We start from the raw sequence: 25,805 nt of genomic DNA on the forward strand, positions 1-25,805 counted from the left end.
ATCATGAAAACTAAGCAACGCCAAGTAAAAGCCTTTTTTTTGCTGATTCTGTCTCAGACATTGCTAGCAAGCTTCAACGCTTCGGCAGGTATTTCTCAACAACCCTTATTTCTAACCTCGAGCGTTCCACCTATCGTCATGCTGACCATGGGCCGCGATCATAAGTTGTATTATGAAGCCTATAACGATGCCTCTGACCTTAACGGCGATGGATTAATTGACGTTGGCTATAAACCAAGCATCGACTACTTCGGGTATTTCGACTCGCATCGTTGTTACGATTACGTGGACAGCGACGGAGGATACTTTACACCGAAAGCAAAAACACCATCAGCTACTGATAAAACCTGTTCATCGGTGGACGGTGACTGGAGCGGTGATTTTCTTAACTACATTACAACCGCGCGTATTGACGCTCTCCGCAAGGTACTATATGGCGGTTACCGAGGCGACGACACCACCTCGAAGACCGTACTCAAACGCTCATTTATCCCTCAAGATGCCCATTCATGGGGTAAGGAATACAATCCTAGCAATAACCCGGGATACCTTATCTCAGACTACACACCGTTGGCCGAGCCCGCTACGGGGAAAAGCCACCTATTTGCAAATGTGTCCTTAAGTTACACCGGCCAACCCTTGATGCGCGTCTTAAATAATACTTCCTACCGCGTTTGGGAATGGCTTTCCATCGAACGGCCCGTGGCCGGTAGCGATTGCGATAACGGCAGCCGTACAGCCTGTGCAACCACGGGTAGCTCTAACTGGTCGGTAGTTCCCGATATAGTATTCAGCAATTTGGTGAGAAAAACTTATAGAACCGGAGATACTGCTCCCGCCCATCCATCGAGCGCTGCGGAGTATGCAACATTTGTTACTAATTACGGCACCACCGGTAACTTACGCCACACTGACAACATGACTAGACTGGAGGCCAATGGTAATCCTGAACGTACCGAACGTTATTTAACCGTTGTAAAAGGAAAAATCACTGTTCCTGCCAGTCTCAATTACAAGTTTTCGGTAGATGGCGACGATGCAGTAGAAGTATTGATTAACGGTACGGTAGTGGCAGGATATTACGGAGGCCATGGCGTCTGCAATTGCAATACTAATAATGGCACTATTCATCTCACCGCTGGTGTCGCTTACGATATTGAATACCACCACGAGGAGGCTTACGGCGACGACAGCTTCGTATTGCGCTGGGACACCTCGAATACCGCCTCTAGCATCACCGACTACAGTGTCAATGTTAACGTCTGCGAAACCGGCAAATTGGAAGCCAACTGCAAAGCCTACAAAAGTGGATCAACCACAACCTATAAACCCACAGGGTTGCTACACACCTATGGCGAAAATGACTCGATGGCATTTGGCTTGCTGACCGGTTCTTATAAAAAGAACATCTCGGGCGGCGTACTCAGGAAAAACATAGAATCTTTCACCAACGAAGTAGACCCTACTACAGGCATATTTACGACAACCAACGGTATCGTCAAGACAATCAACAACCTACGTATCAACACCTTCAACTACTCGGATCACGCTTACGCTTCTGGGTGGATTACCACGCGCGCAATAACGGAAGGTGAAGCAGCCGAATGGGGTAACCCTATAGCGGAAATGATGTACGAGGGTTTACGCTATTTTGCTGGTAAAGCAGCCCCCACCTCAGCCTACTCCATAACAGCCACGGATACCCCTGATGCAACACTAGGATTGCCTTTGCCGACTTGGCTTGATCCATATTCAAATACAGGCGGTAAATATCTGAGCTGTGCGAAACCAATGCAACTGGTTATAAGCGATATAAACGCATCCTACGATACCAATCAGTTACCCGGCAGCTATTTTGACTCGTCGTTCTCAGGTGATTTGTCTGGTCTGAATGTATCGACTCTAGCCGATACAATTTGGGGTAACGAATCCGAATCGAGCAATATTTTTATCGGTCAATCGGGGATTCTCAGCGACGGTGCCCCCACGGCAAAATCGGCAAACAGCTTTAAAAATATCCGTGGCCTCGCTCCGGAAGAACCCACCAAATTAGGTGGCTTTTATGCCGGTAGCATTGCTTTGTACGGCAGACAAACCGATCTAAACGCCGCTACCGGCGATCAGAAAACTGATACGTTGGCAGTGGCATTAGCTTCGCCGCTCCCCAGAATCGAAATACCGGTCAACGGCAAGATAGTAACCTTGGTACCCTTCGCAAAATCCGTAGCGGGCTCCAGCATCTCCCAGTCCTCAACCAGCTTTCAGCCCACCAATCAGATCGTAGACTTTTACGTAGAAAAGATTGTCAACACGGTAGAACCAGTCTCGGGTGTTACTCCAGGCAATAAAGATGCCGCGATTAACGGAGGACGCCCGTACGGAAAATTCCGTATAAATTACGAGGACGTCGAGCAAGCTGCCGATCACGATATGGATGCGATTGTGGAATATACGTTTACGGTCAATGCATCAAACCAAGTAGTGGTCGATCTGAATTCAACCTATGCCGCGGGCGGCATAACCCAGCACATGGGTTACGTTATTTCCGGTACCACCAAGGACGGCGTTTATCTGGAAGTACGTGACAAACCCGATGCCGGAGAAAATGATAAAGATTATTTTCTTGATACACCTCCAGGTCAGTTTCCTGGTGGTACTTGGGCCGATGGCGTCTCTTTACCGCTCACGGCATCCAGAACATTTAACGTGGGCACCACCACCTCAGCCAGCTTTATTAAACATGACCCGCTTTGGTACGCGGCAAAATGGGGTGTAAACGACAAAAACAAAGACAACATTCTTGACCAAAATGAATGGGACGAAGATAAAAATGGTACTCCTGACGGTTATTTTCTGGTAACCAATGCCGGTAAACTTTCCGAACAATTGGGAAAAGCTTTCGCCAAAATACTCAGCAACGTCAGTTCTTCCTCTGCGGTAGCAGCCAATACCGCAAAATTAAATACCGGGACATTGGTTTATCAAGCCAAATTCGATCCCAGAGACTGGAGCGGACATTTGTTGGCAATCCCGGTCAATGACACTACTGGCGCATTGGAAACAAACAATCTCAACTGGGACGCTGCCACAAAGTTACCGACATCAAGTAGCCGCAAAATTTACACGCTCAACCCAACGTTAACTAGTGCTCCACGGGGTATAGAGTTTCGATGGGCAAACTTAACCACCGCGCCAACAGGCAGTTCGCAGCAGGACTATTTAAACCAAATATCGGGTACTGCTGACGGCAAAGGTGAGTTACGGCTCAATTGGTTACGCGGGGATAACACAAACGAACAGCGCTTGGGTACCGGAAACTTTAGAAACAGAATCAAGAAATTTGACGGCACTTTCCTAGAAAACAACACGGATCTAGCGAATGCCACAATTGCTACCAACAAGCTCGGTGACATCGTAAACTCCGACCCCATCTATGTTGGAACCGATGACTTCGGATACAGTTCACTACCCGGAGCAGAAGGTAGCGACTACACTTCATTTCGGGCCAGTACGAGTTACCAAAATCGCAGACCCATGATTTACGTAGGTGCCAATGACGGCATGCTACATGGGTTCGACGCTAAAAAGAACTCCGGCTCGATCACCACTGGCGGCACAGAGATTTTTGCTTATGTTCCGAATGCGTTATTTCCGGAATTAAGCAAGTTGACATCGCTCACTTATGCCCATCAGTATTTTATTGACGGCATGTCAAGCTTTGGCGACGTGTATTACGATTCGAGCTGGCATACCCTTCTCGCAGGTGTCACAGGAGCCGGAGGCAGAGCCGCATTCGCGCTCGACGTCACTAATCCTGATACGTTTGGCGCCAGCAGCGTTTTATGGGAGTTCACTAGCACGGATGACAATGACCTAGGCTATACAATAGGTCAACCCGCTATCGCTAGAATGAAAGACGGCACGTGGGCCGTTATCGTTGCGAATGGTTATAACAGCGACGCGGGTAAGGCAGTGTTGTTTGTATTGAATGCCAAGACAGGCGCGTTAATCAAAAAATTTGATACCGGAGTCGGTGACGCCGCACAAAAAAATGGTCTGTCATCACCAAAGGCGGTTGATACTGACGGGGACACAATTGTAGACACCATATACGCCGGGGATCTCTACGGAAACCTTTGGAAATTCAACGTAGGCACGACCTCCGCAACTAGTTGGACTATTGCTAACAGTGGCGCGCCACTATTCGTCGCCTGCACCACAACAGGCACGTCATGCACATCGGCAAACCGTCAACCGATTACCGGAAAACCTAGTGTTGGTGCAGTTGGCTCAGAGCAAACCGGTGGCATTATGGTGTATTTCGGTACAGGCAAATATTTTGAGACTACTGACAACGTCATACCGACGAGTCCACAGGTTCAGTCTTTTTACGGCCTGTGGGATGACAACTCTGGGGCAATCACCGACAGAGCGAAACTACAAGAGCAAACTATCACATATGAGGGTAACCCCAAAAACTCTGCCGGCGTAGAGGAAACAGGCGTGGTACGGGTAAGCTCTAGAAATACTGTGTGTTACTCGGTGGCAACCATTCCATCAACGGACGACGATACGCCCACCGCCACTTGCAGTGCAGCCAATCTTAAAAAAGGCTGGGCTATGAACCTCCTTAAGCCCACGAACATCGCTCAAGGTGAAAGAGTCGTTAGTCCACCGGTGATGTATCTAGATTTAGTGATTTTCTCGACAATGATTCCGAGTGCTGACCCATGCTCGGGTGGTGGTGCGAGCCGCGTCATGACTGTGGAGGCAATTACAGGTAAACGCCCCGCTACAGCCTCTTTCGATTTATTCGGTAATGATAGTAAAGCTGATATAAACGATCTTATGCTAATTGATGGCAAATTAGTTGCTGCTACTGGTTTTGACTTGGGCATTGGCATACATAAAAATCTTAGTCTTGTTGAGAATATTGGTATCGGATCCGGTAGCGATGGCCTGGACAAGAAAGCTTTTAAAAAACCCCCAACTACCCCTGGCGGAGGAGGTGGTGGCGGCAAAAGAACTTCTTGGCGCCAATTGAGATAAATAGCTCAGTTGTTCAGAGCTTATTTTGGAATTAGTCTGATACTAAGAATTTAATGCCTGTGACTTTTGGTTAATCGGGGTTTAGTCGTACGAATTTGCGTGTATTCACTGAATTAAACCGATATGCGATAACAGGCTTATATATTTCAATAACCGATAAAACCCAAACCGGTCAAAATTAAAATGAACAAAACACAACAAGGCGTAACTCTTATAGAGTTAATGGTTACAGTGGCCATCATCGGCATACTTGCAGGCGTCGCGATACCTGGCTATCAAGAGAGTGTACGCAAATCGCGAAGAGCGGATGTCAAAGGCGTATTGCTCGGACTAACCAATGCCATGGAGCGACGTTTTACGGAAGCCAATACCTTTTGTGACGCCGCTGCTGGAGGAACTGCGGTAACCGGTTGTGGATCGTCAACCGGCGATACCGGGACACCATCGATCTATACGATCCCAACAGAAACCGCCGGGTTTTACACGGTAACTATTAGTGGCGCCAGTGCTAGCAGCTATACCTTGAGCGCGGTTCCGACCGGAGCCCAAGCCAGTGACAAATGCGGTACCTTATTAATAGACAATACCGGCAGCAAAACCGTAGCGAGCGCAACATTAGATGCCTCAACATGCTGGAGCAGATAGAATCTTCCCTCAGAAAATCCTTAAATAACCAGCATCGCATCGCCATAGCTGAAAAATCGATAGCGTTGCTCAATAGCATGGCGATAAGCGTTCATGACTGCGTCATAGCCCGCGAATGCCGAAACCAACATTAACAACGTCGACTCCGGCAAATGAAAGTTAGTCAGCAACGCATCTACAGATTTGAACGAATAACCCGGCGTGATAAATAAGTCAGTATCACCGCATCCAGCCTGCAATACGCCACTATGTGAGGCTGACTCCAAAGCTCTTACCGCAGTGGTACCTATAGCCACAACTCTGCCTCCCCTGGCCCTCGCCTGATTAACTGCATCTACACAATCTTGCGAGATGCTATAAAACTCCTTGTGCATCACGTGTTCGGATAGATCCTCGACCCGCACAGGACGAAATGTGCCGCTGCCGACATGCAAAGTCACAAAACTGCGCGCTACGCCTTTTTGATCTAAGCGATCCATAGTTGGCTGATCGAAATGTAACCCGGCTGTAGGTGCAGCCACGGCACCCAGTTGCTCGGCAAATACCGTTTGATAACGATCCAAATCACTTGCTTCGTCAACACGGCTAATGTAGGGCGGCAGCGGAATATGCCCTACTTCGTCCAATAGCGCAAACAAGCCGGCTTCCGTTTCAAACCGCAGCCTGAATAAATCGTTATGTCTACCCATAACCCTGCATACCGCGCCATTCTCCAAGCTCAACAAGGCATCGGTCTTTGGCGACTTACTTGCTTTAACATGAGCAAGCGCTGTGTAAGTATCCTCGATTCGCTCGATCAACATTTCGACTTTACCGCCGCTTGACTTATGCGCGAACAAGCGAGCAGGCATGACTTTGGTATTGTTAAAAACCAATAAATCGTTGCTGCTTATCATGTCGACAAAATCGGCAAACTGACAGTCTGCAATTGCCGCACTTTGTCTATCCAGACGCAGCAATCGACTGGCGCTCCGTTCCGGCAGCGGATACTGGGCAATAAGTTGCTCCGGCAACTGATAATTGAAGTCGCTCTTTTTCATTCCGAATAGGTTTTAAATGACTTTTGAACAATCTTGGGACTTTATCTGCCGCAAGATACGTAAAGGAGAGTTTATTTGAAGTTTTTTAATACGTTAGATCATTTTGTATGGTGAGGAGCATCGCTTTTGCAGCCAGATTTTAGCAAAACTTAAACCGGCATAGTTCTGATTACCAAGACCAAGCTTTTCATATTCTCTTCGCTCGGCAATTGTTCACCCATCAAGTATCGCATCAGTTCAGTATCTTCAAGTTCCAACATTTGCAAAAACGTTTGCTGTTCCGTAGTGTCGGCGAAGAGGTAACGATGTTCTAAGTACCTGAGCAGCATCAAATCCAGCTCAAGGGTACCGCGCCGGCAACGCCAGCGCAGCTTATTGATGTTTTCGCTCACAGATGGTCGCGTTCCACCAAGAGCTTCTTGATTTCGGCAATCGCCTTGGCGGGGTTAAGTCCTTTTGGACAAGTATCCGTGCAATTCATAATGGTGTGGCAGCGATACAATTTAAACGACTCATCGAGTTCGTCCAAACGTTCTTTATCGTTTTCATCGCGGCTATCGGCTAACCAACGATAGGCTTGCAACAGGATTGCCGGGCCGAGATATTTATCGCTATTCCACCAATAACTTGGGCAACTGGTTGAACAACATGCGCAGAGTACGCATTCGTAGAGGCCGTCGAGTTTGGCACGATCTTCCCTGCTTTGCAGGCGTTCGGTTTCGGCAGGCGCTTCTGATTCAGCAGTTAACCAGGGTTTTATCGACGTATATTGTTCGAAGAAATGCGTCATATCCGCGACCAAATCCTTGACCACGGACATATGCGGCAACGGGAATATTTTCACGGTGCCTTTGTAGTCGCTAATCGCTTTGGTGCATGCCAGCGTATTTTTGCCGTTGATGTTCATCGCGCATGAACCGCAGACGCCTTCGCGACAGGAGCGGCGAAAAGTCAGACTACTGTCGATTTCATTTTTAATTTTCAGAATCGCATCCAGCACCATCGGTCCGCATTGGTCCATATCGATCTCATAGGTATCGATGCGCGGATTTTCCCCAGAATCCGGATCCCAGCGATAAACTTCAAAATGGCGGACGTTGGTAGCGCCCTCGGCTTTATAGGTTTTACCCTTTTTAATCACCGAGTTTTTGGGCAGTGTAAATTCAACCATTAGTAAACCCTCTCTTTAGGCGCAACGACTTCGACTTCGTCGGTAAGCGTATACAGGTGGACGGGGCGGTAGTCGATTTTGACTTTATTGCCTTCCCGCCAGGTCAGAGTGTGCTTCATCCAATTCTTGTCATCGCGTTTCGGGAAGTCCTCGCGTGCATGGCCACCGCGACTTTCTTGACGATTACCGGCAGCAGTAATAGTAACCTGAGCCTGGCCGAGCAAATTATCCAGCTCCAGGGTTTCCACCAGATCAGTATTCCAAATCAGCGATTTATCACCCACTTTGACATCATCAAACGATGCAGCAATCTCCCCTATGGCCTTGATACCCTGGTTTAGCGTGGCCTCAGTTCTGAATACCGCCGCCTTAGACTGCATGGTCGTTTGCATATCCATGCGGATTTCCGCGGTTTTACGGCTACCGTTGGCATGGCGGATTTTATCGAAACGCGATAATGCTTGATCCGTGGCGTCTTTTGCCAACTGCTTATGCGGCATGCCCGGCTTGATCAGCTCTGTGCAACGAATCGCCGCCGCCCGCCCAAATACCACTAAATCCAACAAGGAGTTAGAGCCTAAACGATTGGCGCCATGCACCGAAACGCAGGCGGTTTCGCCGATAGCCATCAAGCCCGGTACTACATAATCAGGATTACCGTCTTTCAGTGTGACCACTTCGGCCTTGTAGTTGGTGGGAATGCCGCCCATGTTGTAATGCACGGTCGGTAAAACCGGAATCGGTTGTTTCGTCGCATCGACACCGGCAAAAATTCGGGCGGTTTCGGTGATGCCGGGCAAGCGTTCATGGATGATAGCCGGATCTAGATGCTCTAGATGTAAATGCACATGGTCTTTCTTAGGACCGATGCCGCGTCCTTCGTTAATCTCGACCGTAATCGCCCGGCTCACTACGTCGCGAGACGCCAAGTCTTTAGCATGCGGGGCGTAACGCGCCATGAAGTGCTCGCCTTCTGAGTTGGTCAAATACCCCCCCTCACCGCGCGCGCCTTCGGTCATCAAACAACCGGAACCATAAATACCGGTTGGATGGAATTGCACGAACTCCATATCTTGTAAAGGCAAACCCGCTCTCAAGATCATGCCATTGCCGTCGCCGGTAACCGTGTGCGCCGAGGTGCACGATAGAAAGGTACGACCGTAGCCACCGGTTGCCATTACCGTTTGATGGCCGCGAAACAGGTGAATGGAACCGTCATCCAGGCACCAGGCCAGGACGCCGCGGCACTCGCCCTCTTCCATGATCAAATCCAACGCGATGTACTCGACGAAGAATTCAGCTTTGTGTTTTAAAGCCTGTTGGTACAGGGTATGCAAAATGGCATGACCGGTTACGTCGGCTGCTGCGCAGGTTCTTTGCGCCTGGCCTTTACCGAAATGCGTAGACATACCACCAAAAGCCCGCTGGTAAATTTTACCTTCTGCGGTCCTGGAAAACGGTACGCCGTAATGTTCCAACTCGATGATGGCCGGAATCGCTTCCCGGCACATGTACTCGATCGCATCTTGATCGCCCAGCCAATCCGAACCTTTTACGGTGTCATACATGTGAAAACGCCAGTCATCCTCACCCATATTGCCGAGCGCGGCGCTTATACCACCCTGTGCTGCGACGGTGTGACTGCGGGTAGGAAACACTTTACTGATACAGGCGGTTTTCAGACCTTTTTCCACCATACCAAAAGTAGCCCGCAAACCGGCCCCGCCGGCGCCAACCACCACAACGTCATGTTGGTGTTCGATGATGTTATATGCTGAGGCCATGAGTTACCTTGCGAAAAAGATGATGATAATCGCGAGCAATGCCGCGACACCCAAAACTAAAAAAATCAGATTGGTGGCACGTATTGCCAAGTTTCTTACCGGAATAGTCGACACATAATCTTCGATCACCACCTGCACACCCAACGCGGCGTGATAAACCACTGCCACGGTCCAGGCGATAATCGCCAGGGTGTTAAATGGTGAAGACAACCAATCCACGGTATCCGCATACGGCGCATTTAGAGCCTTGTTTAGTAGCACAATCAACCAAATAGACAATGGCACCAAGGCCACAGCGGTGACGCGCTGATACCAGAAATGACCCGAGCCGCTATGTACCGAGAAAAAATCAGCGGCTTTTTCCAATGTTGCTTTGTAATCCATAACCAGCCCTCCTTTAAGAAACCACAAAGGTAATCAATGTCAACGACGCCGAAGCAATCAGCTCGTAAACTGCATATTTGTCCAGTGTCATGCGTTCGAAGGTTTTGCAAAAATCCCAAATCAGATGGCGAATACCGTGCACCAAATGAAAAAATAACGCATAAATAAAGCCCCAATACACCAGTTTAAACAACCAGTAGGACATAAAGGCCTGCATGGCGACATACGCACCTTCACCAGCGGCAATGGCGAACAGCACATAGACAAATAGCACCAGGCCCATGGAAAGGAACACCCCGGTCATGCGGTGGGTGATTGACACCAAGCCGGTTAAGGGCAATCGATAAACTTGCAGATGGGGCGAAAGTGGTCTGTTTGCTGACATGATTTACCCTGTATTTAAAGTTGAAAAATAATTTTTTGTTAGAAATCGACGCAACGGCCTTTGCGTTCCCAATCGCCAAAGCGAGTAGGCTCCGGCCCTTTCGGGCCATTAATTTCTGTCGGAATGGCAGGATCTTGCTCCGCAGACGGCGTCTTCTCGGCTTCTGTCTTGGCGTTCTCAGGCGGTTCTTGCGTATTGGTTTGTGCTGACTTCATGTCGATTTTCTGCATAATTTAGCGATTATTCACAGCGGTATAGTCACGGAGCGGGGGCCCGACGTATAACTGTCTCGGCCTGCTGATCGGCGTAGCCGGCTCTTCCATCATCTCCAGCCAATGTGAAATCCAGCCGGCGGTTCGGGCTATCGCAAACATCACAGTGAACATTTCGACGGGGATGTGCAGGGCTTTATAGATAATGCCGGAATAGAAATCGACATTGGGGTAGAGTTTTTTCTCGATGAAATACTCGTCTTTCAACGCATATTCTTCCAAGGCCAAGGCCAGTTCAAACAGAGGATCGTTGGTGTTGGTTCTGCTCAACACCTCGTAGCAGGTTTTGCGGATGATGGTAGCGCGCGGATCGAAGTTTTTATAAACCCGGTGCCCAAAGCCCATTAAACGGAACGGGTCGTCGTGATCCTTGGCTTTGGCGATATATTTGGGGACGTTTTCGACGCTACCGATTTGCGCCAACATATTCAAAACCGCTTCGTTGGCGCCGCCGTGAGCCGGTCCCCACAATGCCGCTATGCCGGCTGCCACGCAGGCATAAGGATTGGCGCCGGTACTGCCCGCCATGCGCACCGTCGAGGTACTGGCATTTTGCTCGTGGTCGGCATGCAGAATAAACAACAGATTCAGCGCTTGGACCAGATTGGGATCGATGTAATGTTCTTGATCGATATAGTTTTGCGAGGAACGAGAGAACATCATATTCAGGAAGTTCTCGCAATAACTCAGATCCATACGGGGGTAAACAAAAGGTCGACCGATGGAATGCCGGTATGACGCTGCGGCAATGGTGGGCATCTTGCCTATTAGCCGGGTCGCGCAGATCATGCGACTGGCAGGATCTTTAATGTTCAAATCACTGTGATAAAACGCCGACAAGGACCCCACCACCCCCACCAACATCGCCATAGGATGGGCATCGTAATGGAAACCATCAAAAAATTTGCGCAAAGCTTCATGGATGATGGCCCTATCGCTGACTTCCTCATTAAAATCACGCAACTGCTCCGCATTGGGCAGTTCGCCATTCATCAGCAAATAGGCAACTTCAGTAAATTCGCAGTTTTCCGCTAATTGCTCGATGGGATAACCGCGATACAACAAAATCCCGTTATCACCATCAATGTATGTAATTTTGCTTTTGCAAGCAGCCGTGGCAATAAAGCCCGGATCGTAAGTAAAACACCCAAGATCTTTGTTTAAAGAGCGAATATCGACAGTATCTGCACCCAAAGACCCCTTCAACAACGGATATTCAACTTCTTTTCCGGTGGCGTTGTGCCTGACCAGTAAAGTATCGTTTGACATGGTTTCCTCAGTTTTCTGTTAGCAGAAGCTTAGCAGTTGAATTCGATTATCACACAGCGAATGTGATTAGGCCAACCGCTTGTGCCATGAACCATTTCAAGATTAAGCCATTAATGATTACCGCCTATACCCAGAAAGGTTCAAGCCATTGTTCGGCTGGTTGATAAAAAACCGTCTAATTCAGAAAAAGCGTTATGCATCAGCCAAACACAGCAACATTTCTGTCAGATTTTGTAAGCAACGGACAGAGTGTCTGTTTCATTGTTACAAAGATAACCAAATACGTTAGTCACTGTTTCGCCCCTTTCCACTGGGCAGTCTACCGCAAAGCGTTGAAGTTACCGACTTAGCGAGAACTCAGAACCCAAGATTACCGATGGTTTAAATTTTGCTTTGCTGCTTGTAGACAATTCGATGGAGATTTAACAATGAACAAGATTGGAATTTTCTACGGCACCGAGAAAGGTATGACAGCGATGATGGCGCAGGTCATGTACCGAGTTTTGGGCGACGAAATTGCCAGCGAACCGGTGAATGTTAATCAAGCAACAGTAACGGAACTGCTTGGTTACAAAGCCTTGATTTTGGGAATGCCCAGTTACGGCGTCGGCGAAATACCCGGCAGAACCACCGGCAGCGAAGAAGGCAACTGGGAAGAGTTTTTATTCCGCCTGGATGAGGCGGATTTATCCGGAAAGCGGGTTGCCCTGTTTGGTTTGGGTAACCAACAAAAATACTACGCGCGCTTTGCCAGCTCATTAATTCATTTGTATCACCACGTTCGGTCTTATGGTGCCGAGGTGACCGGTGCCTGGAGCACGGATGGCTATCACTTTACCCACTCCAGTTCGGTAGTCGATGGCAAATTTGTCGGCCTGGTGCTGGATCATCACAACCAACCCGAATTGACCAAAACCCGAATTCTGGATTGGCTTGACTTGGTAAAGCCGGCTTTGCTGGAAAAACTGAATTGATTGTACTGCTACCCTCAAACATATTGCCCCGCACACCACCCCGAGGCCCAAGCCCACTGAAAGTTATATCCGCCCAGCCACCCGGTGACATCCAACACTTCCCCAACAAAATACAACCCCGACACTTGCAAGCTCTGCATGGTTTTCGAGGAAATCGCATCGCAATCCACGCCCCCCACGGTTACTTCGGCAGTACGATAGCCTTCGGTGGCATTGGGTTTGATCGTCCAGTGGTGCAGATTTTCCGCGATCACGTTCAGATCTTTGTCCGCGCAATTGGCGACGGTAATATCTAGCTGCCGCTCGTCCAATAAGGCTTGTAACAAGCGTTTGGGTAAGTAGTCGGCCAGTAAATTTTGGATTTTTAACTTGCTACCTTGCCGCCGCTTTTCTTTCAATATCTCCGCCAGATCCATATCCGGCAATAAGTCCACATGCAGCGCTTCGCCGGGATGCCAATACGAGGAAATTTGCAGGATTGCCGGCCCACTTAAACCTCGATGGGTGAATAAAATATTTTCTTTGAACGACTGCTGATGATTGCTTACCCGGCAAGGCACGGCGATACCGGTCAGCGGGGTAAAGCGCTGTGAGTCCTCCGGTTGCAGCGTTAACGGCACCAAACCGGCTCGGGTCGGCCAAACTTTGATGCCGAATTGTTCCGCGACTTTATAACCAAACGGCGTGGCGCCCATTTTCGGTATCGATAAGCCGCCGCTGGCAATGACCAAGGCTGATGCAGACATCACACTGCTACTGGTGTGCAGTAAAAAATCGCCGTCGCCGCGTTTCTCCAATCGCTCCACCCGACAATTTAACGCCAGCGTCACGCCAACTTGCCCGCATTCTTTTAACAGCGCATCCAAAATATCCTTGGCGCTGTTGTCACAAAACAATTGCCCGTGCAAGCGTTCGTGAAACGGTATTTGGTGGCGCTGCACAAAACTCAAAAAATCCCACTGCGTGAAGCGGCTAAGCGCCGACTTGCAAAAATGCGGATTATTGGAAATGTAATTTTCCGGGGCTATGCTGTAGTTGGTGAAATTGCAACGGCCGCCACCGGACATCAGTATCTTTTTGCCCGGCTTGTTGGCATGTTCCACTATCTTCACCCGCCGGCCGCGCTTGGCGGCTTCGATAGCGCACATTAAGCCGGACGCGCCGGCTCCGACGATGATGACATCAAATTTATCCATGGCGCGTAACTTGTAATGACTCAAAAAAATAGGTAAAAAGTGGGGTATTCTAACCGCAATACCCGGCATCACGAGACGCCGACAAGCTACTCAAGGCGTTTCCCGCAGCCATCATTTAACTTCAACACTTCGACAAGGCCATAATGACTCCAAAATACAGCTATTCATTCAATACGGGCGACGGCAAAAACAAGGCATTACTGGGCGGCAAAGGCGCAAACCTGTGCGAAATGACGCAAATGGGCTTTAACGTACCGCCAGGCTTTGTCATCACTACCCAAACCTGTCTGACTTACCTGGAAAACAAACAGTTACCCGTCGATCTGATGGATGAAGTTCGTCAGCAAATCGCCGAAATCGAGCAACTGAGCGGTAAATCGTTTGGCGGCGCCAACGACCCGCTACTGGTTTCGGTACGTTCCGGCTCGGCCATCTCGATGCCGGGCATGATGGACACCATTCTGAACTTGGGCTTGAACAAGCAAACCCTGGCCGGCTTGATCGAAATGACCGACGACCCGCGCTTTGCTTACGATGCCTATCGCCGCTTCATCCAATTATTCGGCAAGGTAGCGCTGGGTATCGACGACGAAAAATTCGACGTCCATTTCAACAACGTCAAGCGTGCAGCCGGCATCAAAGCCGACGTGGCATTGACTGCCGACCAACTACAGGAAATCAGCGAACTGTTCCTGACCGTCGTCCACGAAGAAACCGGCCGGCCATTTCCGGAAGACGTTTACCAACAATTGGAAATCGCCATTCGTGCGGTCTTTAACTCCTGGCTGGGAAAACGTGCGGTCGATTACCGCCGCGAGTTTCACATCACCCCGGACATTGCCAACGGCACCGCCGTCAATATCGTCACCATGGTATTCGGCAATATGGGCGACGACTGCGCCACCGGCGTCGGTTTCACTCGTAATCCCGGCACAGGTGTCAACGAGATGTACGGCGAATACCTGGTCAACGCCCAAGGCGAAGACGTGGTCGCCGGCATTCGTACCCCCAAACCGGTCCATGAAATGGCGAAGGAAATGCCCGAGCAATACCGGCAACTGGTGGAGCTGCGCAATAAACTGGAAGCGCATTATCACGAAGTGCAGGATTACGAGTACACCATAGAGCGCGGCATTCTGTATTGTTTGCAAACCCGAAACGGCAAAATGAACGCGACCGCGATGGTGAAAACCTCCATCGATATGGTGGCGGAAGGCCTGATAAGCAAAGAACAAGCGCTGCTGCGGATCAATCCCGACATGCTGGAACAATTGCTGCATCCGCAATTGGCCCCCAATCACGAGGTCAAAGCCATTGCCCAAGGCCTGCCGGCTTCCCCCGGCGCCGCGTGTGGCCATTGCGTATTCGACGCGGACACCGCCGTTCGACTGGGTAAAACCGGCCAAGACTTGATTTTGCTACGCGAAGAAACCAAACCGGAAGACATCCACGGCTTTTTCGCTGCACAAGGCATCTTAACCAGCCGCGGCGGCAAAACCTCGCACGCTGCGGTGGTGGCGCGCGGCATGGGTAAAGCCTGCGTGGCTGGGGCTGAAGACATCAAAGTCGATGTCCGCGCCCGCTTGGCTATCGTCGGCGACATCCATATCAAGGAAGGCGACCTGATTACGATAGACGGCAGCAACGGCAATATCTATTTGGGCCGGATCCCCACCATTCCGCCCTCATTCTCTGAGGAATTAAAAACCTTGCTGGGCTGGGCCGACAGCATAGCCCGCTTGCGTGTGCATGCTAATGTCGACACGCCGGAAACCGCGAGACTGGCGATCAGCTACGGCGCCAAAGGTGTCGGTTTGTGCCGTACCGAACGCATGTTTAACGCCGCCGACCGTTTACCCTTAGTGGTAGACATGATTCTGGCGCACAACACCGAAGAACGCGAGGCGGCTTTAGCCAAACTGTTCCCGATTCAACGCGATGACTTCCAACAGTTGTTCGAAGCCATGTCGCCGCACCCGGTTACCGTGCGTTTGCTGGATCCGCCTATGCACGAGTTTTTGCCCAATGAGCACCAATTGATTGATGAGCTGGATGCGCTGAAACACTACCTGACCATCGTCAAAGGCCAACGGGTCACGCTGGATACGCTGGCGCACCCGGCGGAAATGCCGGCACCGTTCAATATGCTCAACGAAGACGTGATTTTAGAAGCAATCAGCAAAAAACAAATGATGCTGGACAAAGTGCTGGAGCTGTACGAAGTTAACCCAATGCTGGGTCATCGCGGCGTCAGGCTGGGTATGAGCTATCCGGAAATCTACAAAATGCAGATCCGTTCAATTCTGGAAGCGGCGGCATTGTGCGTGAAACAACGGATTCCGGTCGAACCGGAAATCATGGTGCCGCAGGTGATCACCGCACAGGAATTGAAAACCGTGAAAACCTATGTCGACGAGATTCAAGCTGAAGTGGAAGCGCAATACAAACTCAAGCTCAACTTCAAGTTCGGCACAATGATTGAAACAGTGCGGGCATGTACCCGTGCCGACCGTCTGGCCGCGACGGCTGCTTTCTTTTCATTCGGCACCAACGATTTAACCCAGGCCACGTTCTCGTTCTCCCGCGAGGATGCCGAGAACAAATTCTTACCGCTGTACGAAGAATCAGGCCTGCTGGAAGACAACCCCTTCGAAACGCTGGATATTGAGGGCTTGGGCAAACTGATGAAAATGGCCGTGGAACTGGGTCGTCAGCAGCGCCCGGATTTGAAAATAGGCATTTGCGGCGAACACGGCGGCCATCCGCGTTCGATTAAATTCGTTCACGACCTAGGCTTGAACTATGTATCGTGTTCCGCGCCGCGCATTCCCGTGGCTCGCTTGGCAGCCGCTCATGCCAAACTATTGGAAAAATATTCGTAACTGACATGGCCAGGGCCGGTCAAACACCGGCCCTGGCCATCGTTTCAAACCCGGCGTTTGCCAACCCGGTTTCTACCGGTGGCCTTGGCATCGTATAGCGCCTGATCCGCAGCGTGCAGCAGGCTTTCGAAAGACAGGTCGTCACTCGGAACGATACTGGCAACGCCAAGACTGATAGTCACAAATTCGGAAATTTTGGAAGCCGGATGCGGCAGACGCATATTCTCGACGGCTTTACGCAGAATTTCGGCCAACACCATGATTTGTTCGGCATCGCAGGCCGCGACCACGCAAAACTCTTCGCCACCGTAACGTGCAATCAAATCGCCCGGCCTTCTAAAGAAACGCTTCAAGGTTTTAGCCACTTGCCGCAAACAATGATCGCCCTCGATATGTCCGAGATTGTCGTTGTATAGCTTGAAGAAATCGATGTCTATCATGATCATCGAGATAGGATATTTATGCCGCAAGGCGCGCTTCCACTCCCTTTTTACAAAGGCATCGTAGTAACGGCGATTGGGTAGCAAGGTCAACGAATCCAGATACGCCAGTTGCATACGGCTTTTGGCTTTATCCAGGCGCAGGCTTAGTCTGGCTTGCGCCAAATAAGACAACAGCAATACGATCAAACCGATAACTGCCACAATTGCATGGGTGATTGTCAAATGCTCCAGACGCTCGCTCACAAAAGCATCGATACTGGCACTGGGAATACTGACACTAATACCGCCGCGAATATCGCCCTCTTTATAGCCTTGCCGCTGATGGCAAACGAGGCAACTTTGATCGACATGCAGCGGCGCCATGTAACGATAAAAAGACTGTCCGTTGATAGTGCCGATACTGCTCACACTTTTTTGACCTTGCTGGAACGCCAACAATGCCTCTGCTTCCCATTGGTCCGGCCGATTTTCCGGGCGAATCGGATTAAAACCGGTAATATGAAAGGCAATATCCGATTCGTCACCCATTTCCGAGAGCTGCCGAGTCATATAAGCTGGATTAATTAAAGTCAGGTGCTTGCCATCGGTGGTCTCTACATCGCGATGAGGAACTTCCAGGTAAGGATTGGGCTGAGTACTCTCGGTGATAGGCACGTAAACGCCGCCGTGCAACGCATTCCATTTTCTGATCAATACGATGTGATCGAAAAACATCTCTGCCTGCCGCGTGGCAATTTTTTGCGCGTACTGTTTGGTATCCGTGACTTGCTGGTAAAGGTTCAGGCTAATCAACAAAATCCATAGCACTGCATAAACCAGGAATGTAATCCTTCTCATTTATTGCCTCAAAATTACTTATAGCCGCTCGCAAAAGTCCGCCGAGAAACCGCCAAACAACCATACTATGGCGCTTAACCGCGCGCCTTAAAAACACACAAAATTTATTTGGTAATCCGATTTGAAATGGGTTGTTTATGCTGGCACTATAACTTACCGCATCCACAAAATGAATGAACCCAATCACCCTTTGCAAAATGACCGACCAAGCAATTTTCCCGGCACCAGAGCATGACCATAACGTATGCATCCACAGGGCGATAAGTGTAGCCGAACAACTTTGCTTGACGCGCGGCGTACAACTGACCCCCATCCGCCATAAGATTTTGGAGCTGATCTGGAACAGTCATAAGGCCGTTAAAGCCTACGACTTGCTGGATCAAATCAGGCCGGTAAACGACGCCGCAAAACCCTCGACAGTCTACCGGGCCTTGGATTTTCTGTTGGAACAAGGCCTGATTCATCGGGTGGAGAGTTTAAATGCGTTCGTCGGCTGCCACTGCTCCGGCACCCAACACGATCAACTACTGTTAATCTGCACCGCGTGCCATACGGTTCAGGAGCGCGCCGCGCCTTCGGTACTCAGCGCATTATCCAAAGAACTTGGCGATGCCGGCTTCGTACCGCAGCGTAAAACCATTGAAATTCACGGCTTGTGTAAAACCTGCCACCCCGCCACCAACACGGCTGAAGAACAGGCTATTCAATAACCCGCCAAATATTGACCTAGATCAACGCTTGTTCCCTAGAAAACTTTATATTAAGCCCATGTCACGCGATTTCCTACCGTTGACATGATCCTCTTGAAAGATAGATGCTTCGGCGGGCGAGTTCTCTCTCCCGCCTTTTTTTTGCGATATTATCCTCTATAATCGCCGCCTTACCCGACACATCTATCCCCGGCATGTTTACCGACAGTCAAAAAGCTATTCTTTTGCAGACCGCGCTAAGTTCGAACGATCTTGGTGAGAATCGTTTTTGCGAATTGTGCACACACGCGGATTTGCTGCATACCGTCACGGACAGTGAATTAGTGACGTTTCTGGAGATTGCCAACGCTTTGTATCGCGGCGGAGAACCGATCATCAGCGATACCGATTACGACTTCGTTTATCTGGCAGAACTGAAAAGACGTCATCCCGAGCATCCGCTGTTGCACACAGTCGAGCCGGAACCCGCTTTCGCGGGTAAAACCGTCGATCTGCCAACCCTGATGCTCTCCACCGACAAAGCCTATAGCCGCGAAGAAGTGGAGCGTTGGGCCAGCCGTATCGAGAAGGCTGCATTGGAATTGGATAAAAATTTTGCCGAACTGACTTTTAAAGTCACGCCCAAGTTGGATGGTTACGCCGCCTATGACGACGGCCGGATGCTGTATACCCGCGGCGACGGCCGCAAAGGCACCGACATCACCCGCGTATTCGAGCGCGGCTTGCAAGTCGCCAATCAAGGCCAACGCGGCTTGGGTGCCGGCGAAATCGTGGTCAGCCGCAGTTATTTCGACGCCAATCTGGCCGAATATTTCGACAACGCCCGTAACTTCCAAGCCAGCGTGATCAAGGAAAAGGAACTGGACGAGCACGCCGAACGCGCCATCGCCGATCATGCGGCGGTGTTTTATCCGTTTGCTTTATTGCCTTGCTGGGAGGGAGTCTGGCAGGACCTGATCGACAACTTCGAAACCATCGTCAAAGACATCTGGCATAAGCTCGATTACGACGTGGACGGCGTGATTCTGGAAATCGTCGACGAGCAACTCAAACAAGCGATGGGCGCCACCCGCCACCATCACCGCTGGCAGCTGGCTTACAAAGAAAACCTGGAAACCGCAGAAGTCACCGTCATCGGCGTCACGCCGCAAACCTCGCGCTCCGGCCGCATCACCCCGGTCGCCGAGTTGGAACCGGTCCGCCTTAGCGGCGCCCTGCTTTCCCGAGCCACCGCCCATCATTACAAAATGGTGCTGGATAAAGGCATAGGCCCTGGCGCGCTGATCCGCTTGGCCCGCTCCGGCGAGGTCATCCCCAAAATCGAGGAAGTTCTGCGTCCCGCCGAGCCGCAAGTACCCAGTACCTGCCCCAGCTGCGGCCACCAATTGATTTGGGACAACGATTATTTAGTCTGCCCCAACAACCTGGAATGCCCGGCGCAAATCAGCAACAGCATGGAACATTTCTTCCGGGTGCTGAAAAACAACGACGGCTTCGGGGCTGCGACCATCAAAAAGCTTTACGAAAACGAAATCCGAAGCGTCGACAAAATCTACGCCTTAACCGCCGCAGAATTCGAAAGCATGGGCTTCGGTCCCAAGCAATCGCAAAATCTGGTCGATCAATTAGTACGCAGCCGCAACGAAGCCATCGAAGACTGGCGCTTTCTGTCGGCCTTCGGCGTATTTCGAATGGGCCTAGGCAACTGCGAACGGCTGTTGGCGCATTATGCGTTGCCGGAGATTTTCAATCTCAGCGAAGCGGACATCGTCGCTATCGAGGGCTTTGCGGAAAAAACCGCCGCGGTAATCACGGAAGGCTTTGGCAAAATCAAACCCTTGTTCGATAGCCTAATGTCACTGGGTTTTACTCTGATACCAACGCAAAACCAAGCTACCGACAACGCCCATCCGCTAGCCGGCAAAACCCTCGTATTCACCGGCACCCTACACAGCGGCAGCCGCGACGACTTGAGCAAACTAGCCAAAGCCAAAGGCGCTAAAGTCGGTAGCTCGGTGTCGGCGAAAACCGACTATCTGGTCGCTGGCGACAATGTCGGCGCCAATAAAACCAACGCCGCTCGCGAGAAAGGCGTCAGCGTCATCAGCGAACAAGAGTTTCTAGCCTTGCTGAATGGAGACGGCTTATGAGCCGCAACCGCCCGGTGGTAGTCTGTTTTTCCGGCCACGATCCCAGCGGTGGCGCCGGTGTGCAAGCCGACATCGAGGCCATAAATAGCCACCAATGCCATGCGGCTAGTGTGATTACGGCGTTAACCGAACAGGACAGCCGCAACGTCAAGACGCTGATTCCGCAACAGCCGGAGGACATTCTCACTCAGGCAAAAACCCTGTTGGCCGATTTTAAAGTCTCCGCATTCAAAATCGGTTTGATTGGCGACGCCGCTGTAGCCGAAGCGATTGCGCAAATTTTGCGGCAACATCCGGCTATTCCGGTGGTACTGGACCCGGTACTGGCGGCGGGCGGCGGCACCGAATTGGCCGGCCAGCAATTAATTGATGTCATCGTCGAACAACTGCTGCCGTTGACCACCTTATTGACGCCCAACAGCGAGGAAGCCCGCCGTCTGTCCGGGCAAAACGATTTGGGCGACTGCGGCCGTTTCTTGCAGGGCAAAGGCGCCGAATACGTGCTAATCACCGGCACCCACGAAAGCTCGGAACTGGTACATAACCGTTTGTATATGCCCGACAATCTCAATGAAACCTTTAACTGGGAACGTCTGCCGCACAGCTATCACGGCTCGGGCTGCACGCTGGCCAGCGCCAGCGCCGCGCTGCTGGCGCAAGGTCTGGATGTATTTACCGCCGTCAGCGAAGCTCAGGAATTTACTTGGCAGTCGCTGGCCGCCGCCTACCGTCCGGGACAAGGTCAATACAACCCCGACCGGCTGTTTTGGGTAGAAGCATGAAATTTCCGCGTCACGGTTTGTACGCCATCACCCAGCCCGAAAACAAAACGATTTCCCAAATTGTAAAAGACGTCGAAGCGGCCTTGCGCGGCGGTGCCAGAGTGATTCAATACCGCGACAAAAATCCGCTGGATGCGCCGCAATTAGCGAGGCTTTTGTTGGAAGTTTGCCACGCTTACGATGCCCCCCTGTTGATTAACGACAGCGTCGAGTTGGCGATGAGTATCGGTGCTGACGGTGTGCATCTAGGTCGCGACGATGGCGAAATCGCTGCAGCGCGGCGCCTGTTGGGTCCGGACGCCATCATTGGGGTATCGTGTTATAACGATGTGGACAAAGCCCAGAACATGGCCGCTGCCGGCGCCGACTACGTCGCATTCGGCCGCTTCTTCCCGTCCGGTTCAAAACCGTTGGCCGCCCCCGCCGACATTATCAGCCTGCATCGCGCCAAACAATTTATAAATGTGCCAATAGTCGCCATCGGCGGCATTCTGCCGGAAAACGGTGGAACTTTATTGGCGGCGGGCGCAGACTTATTGGCGGTGATAGGCGGCGTATTTGACCATGAACCGGAAGCGGCCGCGCGCGCCTATCAAGCCTTATTCAACCCTCAAGCGGAGTAAATAACATGCCAGAACATGTCTATCAAAAAGTCGAACTAACCGGCTCATCCAGCCTAGGCATCCAACAAGCCATCGAGAACGCCGTCGCCAAAGCCGGCGAAACCATCCAAAACATGCGTTGGTTTGAAGTGGTGGAAACCCGCGGCCATATCGATAACGGCAAGGTCGCGCATTGGCAGGTCACCATTAAAGTGGGTTACACGCTGCCGCACTAGGCGATTAGACGCCGCTAAAGCGAATATAACGCCTTAGCGGCGAGCCGGCGGCCCACACAAACGCCTCGGTGTAATAATGCATCAAGGCCAAATATCCAAGAAAACCCAAGGTGACGGCTTTATAAATTTGCGTGGAAAACAGGGTTTGCAGCAATAAATTGACCAGATCGTCGCCATAAGCCTGTAACAGGTAGGTCAAAACAAACGACAGCAGCGGCAATACCAGCCAAACAGGTAATCGAATCGCCGTTGCAGCTAGGAACAAATTATTCTGCGGCTGTTCGCTGTGACGATTCACGTCGTGAGTCACGTAAAAACTGTAAGCGGTAATATCGTGCACCAAGCGCGGCATCAAGATCGCCAGAAAATAATACTGCTGGCTGTAAACATACCAACTGCTAACGACCAGCAGTGTGTTGGCCCACAAAAAATAGATACCCAAGCGGCTGGGCACGTAACGTTGGCAAAACACCGTGCTGATAACCAAAGCCGTCGTCAGCACGCTGGCAATTTGCAACACTTGGGCGGCTTGTTCCGGCTCCAGGCTGTTTTTCAGAAAAATCCCCATGTAAATGAAGATACCGGCACCGACGCTGAGCCACAGTTGCAGGTAAAACGCCCAGCCCGGCAAGCGGCAAGCGGCTTTGGCGATACCATGCTGTTGCTTCAAAACGTGATAGACCGTCCAGCAAGCGGTAATGATGTATAGCGCACGGTATGGAATAAACAGGCTGCCGATACCGAAAAACACCATGATGAACAAAGTCATGGCGATTAATTTGCCTTTAAAGGCTTGCAGATAGTCCTGATGACTGACCAATAATAGGTTACTAGCGACGATATGCGGAGTACCGAACAAAATTTGAAACAACAAAAAATGCGTGGGGCTACTGGGCAGCATATCGCGTAATGCAAAATTAAAGCCGAATTCGTCTAGCCAAAGGACCAATAAACACAGCGGCACAATGGCATACAAACTCAGTAAAAAGCGGAAAGACACCGCCAGTTTATTGCTACTTTTTTGCTCGGGGAATGAAATGATCTGCGCAACCACGGTGCCACCTTGTTATTATTTTTTAGGCAGCGGCTATTATCACCATTTTGAGTAATGACTCAATATCTATTTGATTTTTAACCGGTAAAACCACCAGAAATGCTAGTTGCGCTTGCCTTGCAAACCGCCGGTATGGATTGCCACTATCCGCTGCCCAGCCGGGAAATACCCCTTCCGGATTAAATCGTAGAGCGCAAACAGCAATTTTCCGGTGTAGATCGGTTCCAGCTCGATACCGTGTTGCCGTTGAAAATCCTGCATAAACGCCAACAAAGCCGGCGTCGTTTTGGCGAAACCGCCGAAATGGTAATCCACTAAAATTCGGCAGTCCGCATGACTGTTCATTCCCCGTTTATTCAGCAATTGCTCGACATCGTCGATTAGAAAGTCGCCACCCTTCAGCGCTGCCACACCGATAGCCTGTTGAGTTAGCGGCGAGGTAAGCAAACCTGCCAAAGTGGTGCCCGTGCCGCAGGCAACGGCCAGCGTATGAAAGCCGACGTCAATTTCATCGACCAGTTCGGCAACGCCTTGCAAAGCCAAGTCTGTAGCTCCGCCTTCCGGCAACCAATATTGGCCGGCCTGCAGTTCAGGTAAGCTGTCGTGACCTTTGTAGTCGCGCAATTGCCTGTAGTCGCTACGCGACACAAAACGCAGCTCCATGCCCCAATCAAGCAGATCATGCAGCGTGGCATTAAGTTGCGTGGGCCGCTCGCCGCGAATATAGCCTATGGTTTTCAGCCCCAAGGCTTTACCGGTAAAAGCCAGGGCGTGTAAATGATTGGAATAGGCGCCGCCCATGCTGACGATACTGTCGGCGCCATTGTGTAAGGCCTGATTGAGGATATATTTGAGCTTGCGCCATTTATTGCCGGAGATAATCGGATGTAGCAAGTCATCGCGCTTGATCCACAACTCCAACTGTCGGTTGGTTAACTCTGGGTGGTTGATCTTAGTCAGCGGCGATACCGCCAATTTAGCCTGCAATACCTGCAAACGCAGATCTAGATCTAGATCTATCACTGCGCCAGCTTGATGGCCCACGCCACATCCGCTGCCTGCCGGTTGGCTTTGACATCATGAACCCGAAACATTTGTACCCCCGCCATCACCCCTAACGCCGTGGTCACGGCTGTCGCGGTAACCAACTCTGCGGGTTCGCTGACATTGCAGATGCTACCCATGAAGCGCTTGCGGCTGGTTCCCAATAACACGGGATAACCCAAGTCGACGAAGCGGGATAAATGCGCCAACAGATCGATATTGTCCTGTTTGCCTTTGCCAAAACCGATCCCTGGATCTATCGCGATGTTTTCCGGCAACACGCCTGCCGCCAATGCTTCTGAAATGCGTTGTTGCAAAGCGGTGAGTACCTCGGTCAACACGTCGTCGTAATGCGGCCTATCTTGCATGGTTTTGGGCGTGCCCTGCATATGCATCAGGATGATGGGAAGTTGCGTTGTTGCCGCAAAAGCCAACATCTTAGGGTCGCCTTGGCCGGCCGAGACATCGTTGATGATACTCGCCCCCGCCGTCACCGCTGATGCTGCAACCTGACTTAAGGTGGTATCTATACTGATTTGAACTTGGGGATTGTTCGCACGGATCGCGTTAATCACCGGCACCACTCGGCGAATTTGCTCATCCGCCATAACGGGATCGGAGCCAGGCCGCGTCGACTCACCGCCGACATCGATAATATCGGCGCCTTCAGCGATCATTTTTTCAGCTTGAGCTATCGCTGCCGCCACGCCAGTAAATTTGCCGCCATCGGAAAAACTATCGGGAGTGACATTGAGTATCCCCATCAGTTGGGGAGCGTGGATAGCATTGAACATGTTTGAAAACTCCTCGATAGCCGCAAACGTGTAGTTTACCGTTGTCGAGTCGTTTTTAGAATTTACGGACTGCCGTTTTACGCCTTACCGATAACGGTGGAG

General features: G+C 50.8%; 22 protein-coding genes. 9 read left to right on the plus strand and 13 right to left on the minus strand.

All coding sequences use genetic code 11. The features are described 5' to 3' along the window. Positions 1-3 precede the first annotated feature (3 nt). A complete protein-coding gene (locus tag ACR02O_RS17865) occupies positions 4-5,049 on the plus strand; it encodes a PilC/PilY family type IV pilus protein (protein WP_494522111.1) in 5,046 nt (1,681 codons plus the stop codon). A gap of 183 nt (positions 5,050-5,232) precedes the next feature. Beyond that, positions 5,233-5,694: a type IV pilin protein gene (locus tag ACR02O_RS17870; RefSeq protein ID WP_084153333.1), complete on the plus strand. Its 462-nt coding sequence runs from the start codon at positions 5,233-5,235 to the stop codon at positions 5,692-5,694. A gap of 20 nt (positions 5,695-5,714) precedes the next feature. On the opposite strand, the gene queA is transcribed toward ACR02O_RS17870, so the two are convergent. The 8 genes from queA to ACR02O_RS17910 form a co-directional block, all read right to left on the minus strand. Further along, complete coding sequence (gene queA, locus ACR02O_RS17875; RefSeq protein ID WP_458139433.1) at positions 5,715-6,734, minus strand: tRNA preQ1(34) S-adenosylmethionine ribosyltransferase-isomerase QueA; 1,020 nt, start codon at positions 6,732-6,734, stop codon at positions 5,715-5,717. A 149-nt stretch (positions 6,735-6,883) separates the two neighbouring features. Further along, positions 6,884-7,126, minus strand: coding sequence for an FAD assembly factor SdhE (locus tag ACR02O_RS17880; protein ID WP_415878687.1), 243 nt, complete (start codon positions 7,124-7,126; stop codon positions 6,884-6,886). Further along, positions 7,123-7,905 (minus strand): succinate dehydrogenase iron-sulfur subunit, encoded by a 783-nt coding sequence (locus ACR02O_RS17885; RefSeq protein WP_240348263.1) that lies wholly within the window; start codon positions 7,903-7,905, stop codon positions 7,123-7,125. Before ACR02O_RS17885 ends, ACR02O_RS17880 begins: the two co-directional genes overlap by 4 nt. Further along, a complete protein-coding gene (gene sdhA, locus ACR02O_RS17890) occupies positions 7,905-9,689 on the minus strand; it encodes a succinate dehydrogenase flavoprotein subunit (protein ID WP_415878688.1) in 1,785 nt (594 codons plus the stop codon). Before sdhA ends, ACR02O_RS17885 begins: the two co-directional genes overlap by 1 nt. 3 nt (positions 9,690-9,692) lie before the next feature. Continuing rightward, complete coding sequence (sdhD, locus tag ACR02O_RS17895) at positions 9,693-10,073, minus strand: succinate dehydrogenase, hydrophobic membrane anchor protein (RefSeq protein WP_171694755.1); 381 nt, start codon at positions 10,071-10,073, stop codon at positions 9,693-9,695. Between the two features lie 13 nt (positions 10,074-10,086). Next, entirely contained in the window at positions 10,087-10,458 is a 372-nt protein-coding gene (gene sdhC, locus ACR02O_RS17900) for a succinate dehydrogenase, cytochrome b556 subunit (RefSeq protein WP_415878689.1), read from the minus strand. 38 nt (positions 10,459-10,496) lie between these two features. Then, a complete protein-coding gene (locus ACR02O_RS17905) occupies positions 10,497-10,688 on the minus strand; it encodes a DUF1674 domain-containing protein (RefSeq protein WP_494522112.1) in 192 nt (63 codons plus the stop codon). 3 nt (positions 10,689-10,691) lie between these two features. Further along, the gene (locus ACR02O_RS17910; protein ID WP_415878691.1) at positions 10,692-11,999 is read right to left on the minus strand and encodes a citrate synthase; all 1,308 of its coding nucleotides are present in this window, start codon (positions 11,997-11,999) and stop codon (positions 10,692-10,694) included. Positions 12,000-12,427: 428 nt separating this feature from the next. Between ACR02O_RS17910 and ACR02O_RS17915 the strand changes: the two genes are divergently transcribed. Continuing rightward, a complete protein-coding gene (locus ACR02O_RS17915; protein WP_171694752.1) occupies positions 12,428-12,973 on the plus strand; it encodes a flavodoxin in 546 nt (181 codons plus the stop codon). A 14-nt stretch (positions 12,974-12,987) separates the two neighbouring features. Here the strand turns inward: ACR02O_RS17915 and ACR02O_RS17920 are convergent, their stop codons facing one another. Next, positions 12,988-14,169 (minus strand): BaiN/RdsA family NAD(P)/FAD-dependent oxidoreductase, encoded by a 1,182-nt coding sequence (locus tag ACR02O_RS17920; protein ID WP_205453847.1) that lies wholly within the window; start codon positions 14,167-14,169, stop codon positions 12,988-12,990. Positions 14,170-14,312: 143 nt separating this feature from the next. On the opposite strand from ACR02O_RS17920, the gene ppdK reads away from it, so the two are divergent. After that, on the plus strand, positions 14,313-17,051 hold the full coding sequence (gene ppdK, locus ACR02O_RS17925) for a pyruvate, phosphate dikinase (RefSeq protein ID WP_494522113.1): 2,739 nt from the start codon (positions 14,313-14,315) through the stop codon (positions 17,049-17,051). A 44-nt stretch (positions 17,052-17,095) separates the two neighbouring features. Here the strand turns inward: ppdK and ACR02O_RS17930 are convergent, their stop codons facing one another. Beyond that, a complete protein-coding gene (locus tag ACR02O_RS17930) occupies positions 17,096-18,331 on the minus strand; it encodes a diguanylate cyclase domain-containing protein (RefSeq protein ID WP_216614699.1) in 1,236 nt (411 codons plus the stop codon). A 197-nt stretch (positions 18,332-18,528) separates the two neighbouring features. Between ACR02O_RS17930 and ACR02O_RS17935 the strand changes: the two genes are divergently transcribed. The 5 genes from ACR02O_RS17935 (at position 18,529) to ACR02O_RS17955 (ending at position 22,811) form a co-directional block, all read left to right on the plus strand. After that, positions 18,529-19,041, plus strand: coding sequence for a transcriptional repressor (locus tag ACR02O_RS17935; RefSeq protein WP_240348259.1), 513 nt, complete (start codon positions 18,529-18,531; stop codon positions 19,039-19,041). Between the two features lie 194 nt (positions 19,042-19,235). Beyond that, complete coding sequence (locus tag ACR02O_RS17940; protein WP_494522114.1) at positions 19,236-21,191, plus strand: BRCT domain-containing protein; 1,956 nt, start codon at positions 19,236-19,238, stop codon at positions 21,189-21,191. Continuing rightward, complete coding sequence (thiD, locus tag ACR02O_RS17945) at positions 21,188-21,973, plus strand: bifunctional hydroxymethylpyrimidine kinase/phosphomethylpyrimidine kinase (RefSeq protein ID WP_494522115.1); 786 nt, start codon at positions 21,188-21,190, stop codon at positions 21,971-21,973. The genes ACR02O_RS17940 and thiD overlap by 4 nt, the downstream gene beginning before the upstream one ends. After that, the gene (thiE, locus tag ACR02O_RS17950; protein ID WP_494522116.1) at positions 21,970-22,596 is read left to right on the plus strand and encodes a thiamine phosphate synthase; all 627 of its coding nucleotides are present in this window, start codon (positions 21,970-21,972) and stop codon (positions 22,594-22,596) included. The genes thiD and thiE overlap by 4 nt, the downstream gene beginning before the upstream one ends. Positions 22,597-22,601: 5 nt before the next feature. After that, positions 22,602-22,811 carry a dodecin gene (locus tag ACR02O_RS17955; protein ID WP_033157405.1) on the plus strand — a complete coding sequence of 70 codons (210 nt, stop codon included), beginning with the start codon at positions 22,602-22,604 and terminating at the stop codon, positions 22,809-22,811. 4 nt (positions 22,812-22,815) lie between these two features. On the opposite strand, the gene ACR02O_RS17960 is transcribed toward ACR02O_RS17955, so the two are convergent. The 3 genes from ACR02O_RS17960 to folP all read right to left on the minus strand — a co-directional run bounded on the left by ACR02O_RS17960 (position 22,816) and on the right by folP (position 25,703). Beyond that, positions 22,816-23,865, minus strand: coding sequence for a hypothetical protein (locus ACR02O_RS17960; protein ID WP_458139423.1), 1,050 nt, complete (start codon positions 23,863-23,865; stop codon positions 22,816-22,818). Between the two features lie 102 nt (positions 23,866-23,967). Continuing rightward, positions 23,968-24,888 (minus strand): 1-aminocyclopropane-1-carboxylate deaminase/D-cysteine desulfhydrase, encoded by a 921-nt coding sequence (locus ACR02O_RS17965; RefSeq protein WP_494522117.1) that lies wholly within the window; start codon positions 24,886-24,888, stop codon positions 23,968-23,970. Beyond that, positions 24,885-25,703 carry a dihydropteroate synthase gene (gene folP / locus ACR02O_RS17970; RefSeq protein ID WP_458139421.1) on the minus strand — a complete coding sequence of 273 codons (819 nt, stop codon included), beginning with the start codon at positions 25,701-25,703 and terminating at the stop codon, positions 24,885-24,887. The genes ACR02O_RS17965 and folP overlap by 4 nt, the downstream gene beginning before the upstream one ends. Positions 25,704-25,805 lie beyond the last annotated feature (102 nt).

It is taken from the genome of Methylomonas sp. PHL2-19, from assembly GCF_059331595.1.

Coding starts and splice junctions, on each gene's coding strand:
- ACR02O_RS17865 (WP_494522111.1), top strand. CDS start 4: ATGAAAACTAAGCAACGCCAAGTAAAAGCCTTTTTTTTGCTGATTCTG.
- ACR02O_RS17870 (WP_084153333.1), top strand. CDS start 5,233: ATGAACAAAACACAACAAGGCGTAACTCTTATAGAGTTAATGGTTACA.
- queA (WP_458139433.1), bottom strand. CDS start 6,734: ATGAAAAAGAGCGACTTCAATTATCAGTTGCCGGAGCAACTTATTGCC.
- ACR02O_RS17885 (WP_240348263.1), bottom strand. CDS start 7,905: ATGGTTGAATTTACACTGCCCAAAAACTCGGTGATTAAAAAGGGTAAA.
- sdhA (WP_415878688.1), bottom strand. CDS start 9,689: ATGGCCTCAGCATATAACATCATCGAACACCAACATGACGTTGTGGTG.
- sdhD (WP_171694755.1), bottom strand. CDS start 10,073: ATGGATTACAAAGCAACATTGGAAAAAGCCGCTGATTTTTTCTCGGTA.
- sdhC (WP_415878689.1), bottom strand. CDS start 10,458: ATGTCAGCAAACAGACCACTTTCGCCCCATCTGCAAGTTTATCGATTG.
- ACR02O_RS17905 (WP_494522112.1), bottom strand. CDS start 10,688: ATGCAGAAAATCGACATGAAGTCAGCACAAACCAATACGCAAGAACCG.
- ACR02O_RS17910 (WP_415878691.1), bottom strand. CDS start 11,999: ATGTCAAACGATACTTTACTGGTCAGGCACAACGCCACCGGAAAAGAA.
- ACR02O_RS17915 (WP_171694752.1), top strand. CDS start 12,428: ATGAACAAGATTGGAATTTTCTACGGCACCGAGAAAGGTATGACAGCG.
- ACR02O_RS17920 (WP_205453847.1), bottom strand. CDS start 14,169: ATGGATAAATTTGATGTCATCATCGTCGGAGCCGGCGCGTCCGGCTTA.
- ppdK (WP_494522113.1), top strand. CDS start 14,313: ATGACTCCAAAATACAGCTATTCATTCAATACGGGCGACGGCAAAAAC.
- ACR02O_RS17930 (WP_216614699.1), bottom strand. CDS start 18,331: ATGAGAAGGATTACATTCCTGGTTTATGCAGTGCTATGGATTTTGTTG.
- ACR02O_RS17935 (WP_240348259.1), top strand. CDS start 18,529: ATGACCGACCAAGCAATTTTCCCGGCACCAGAGCATGACCATAACGTA.
- ACR02O_RS17940 (WP_494522114.1), top strand. CDS start 19,236: ATGTTTACCGACAGTCAAAAAGCTATTCTTTTGCAGACCGCGCTAAGT.
- thiD (WP_494522115.1), top strand. CDS start 21,188: ATGAGCCGCAACCGCCCGGTGGTAGTCTGTTTTTCCGGCCACGATCCC.
- thiE (WP_494522116.1), top strand. CDS start 21,970: ATGAAATTTCCGCGTCACGGTTTGTACGCCATCACCCAGCCCGAAAAC.
- ACR02O_RS17955 (WP_033157405.1), top strand. CDS start 22,602: ATGCCAGAACATGTCTATCAAAAAGTCGAACTAACCGGCTCATCCAGC.
- folP (WP_458139421.1), bottom strand. CDS start 25,703: ATGTTCAATGCTATCCACGCTCCCCAACTGATGGGGATACTCAATGTC.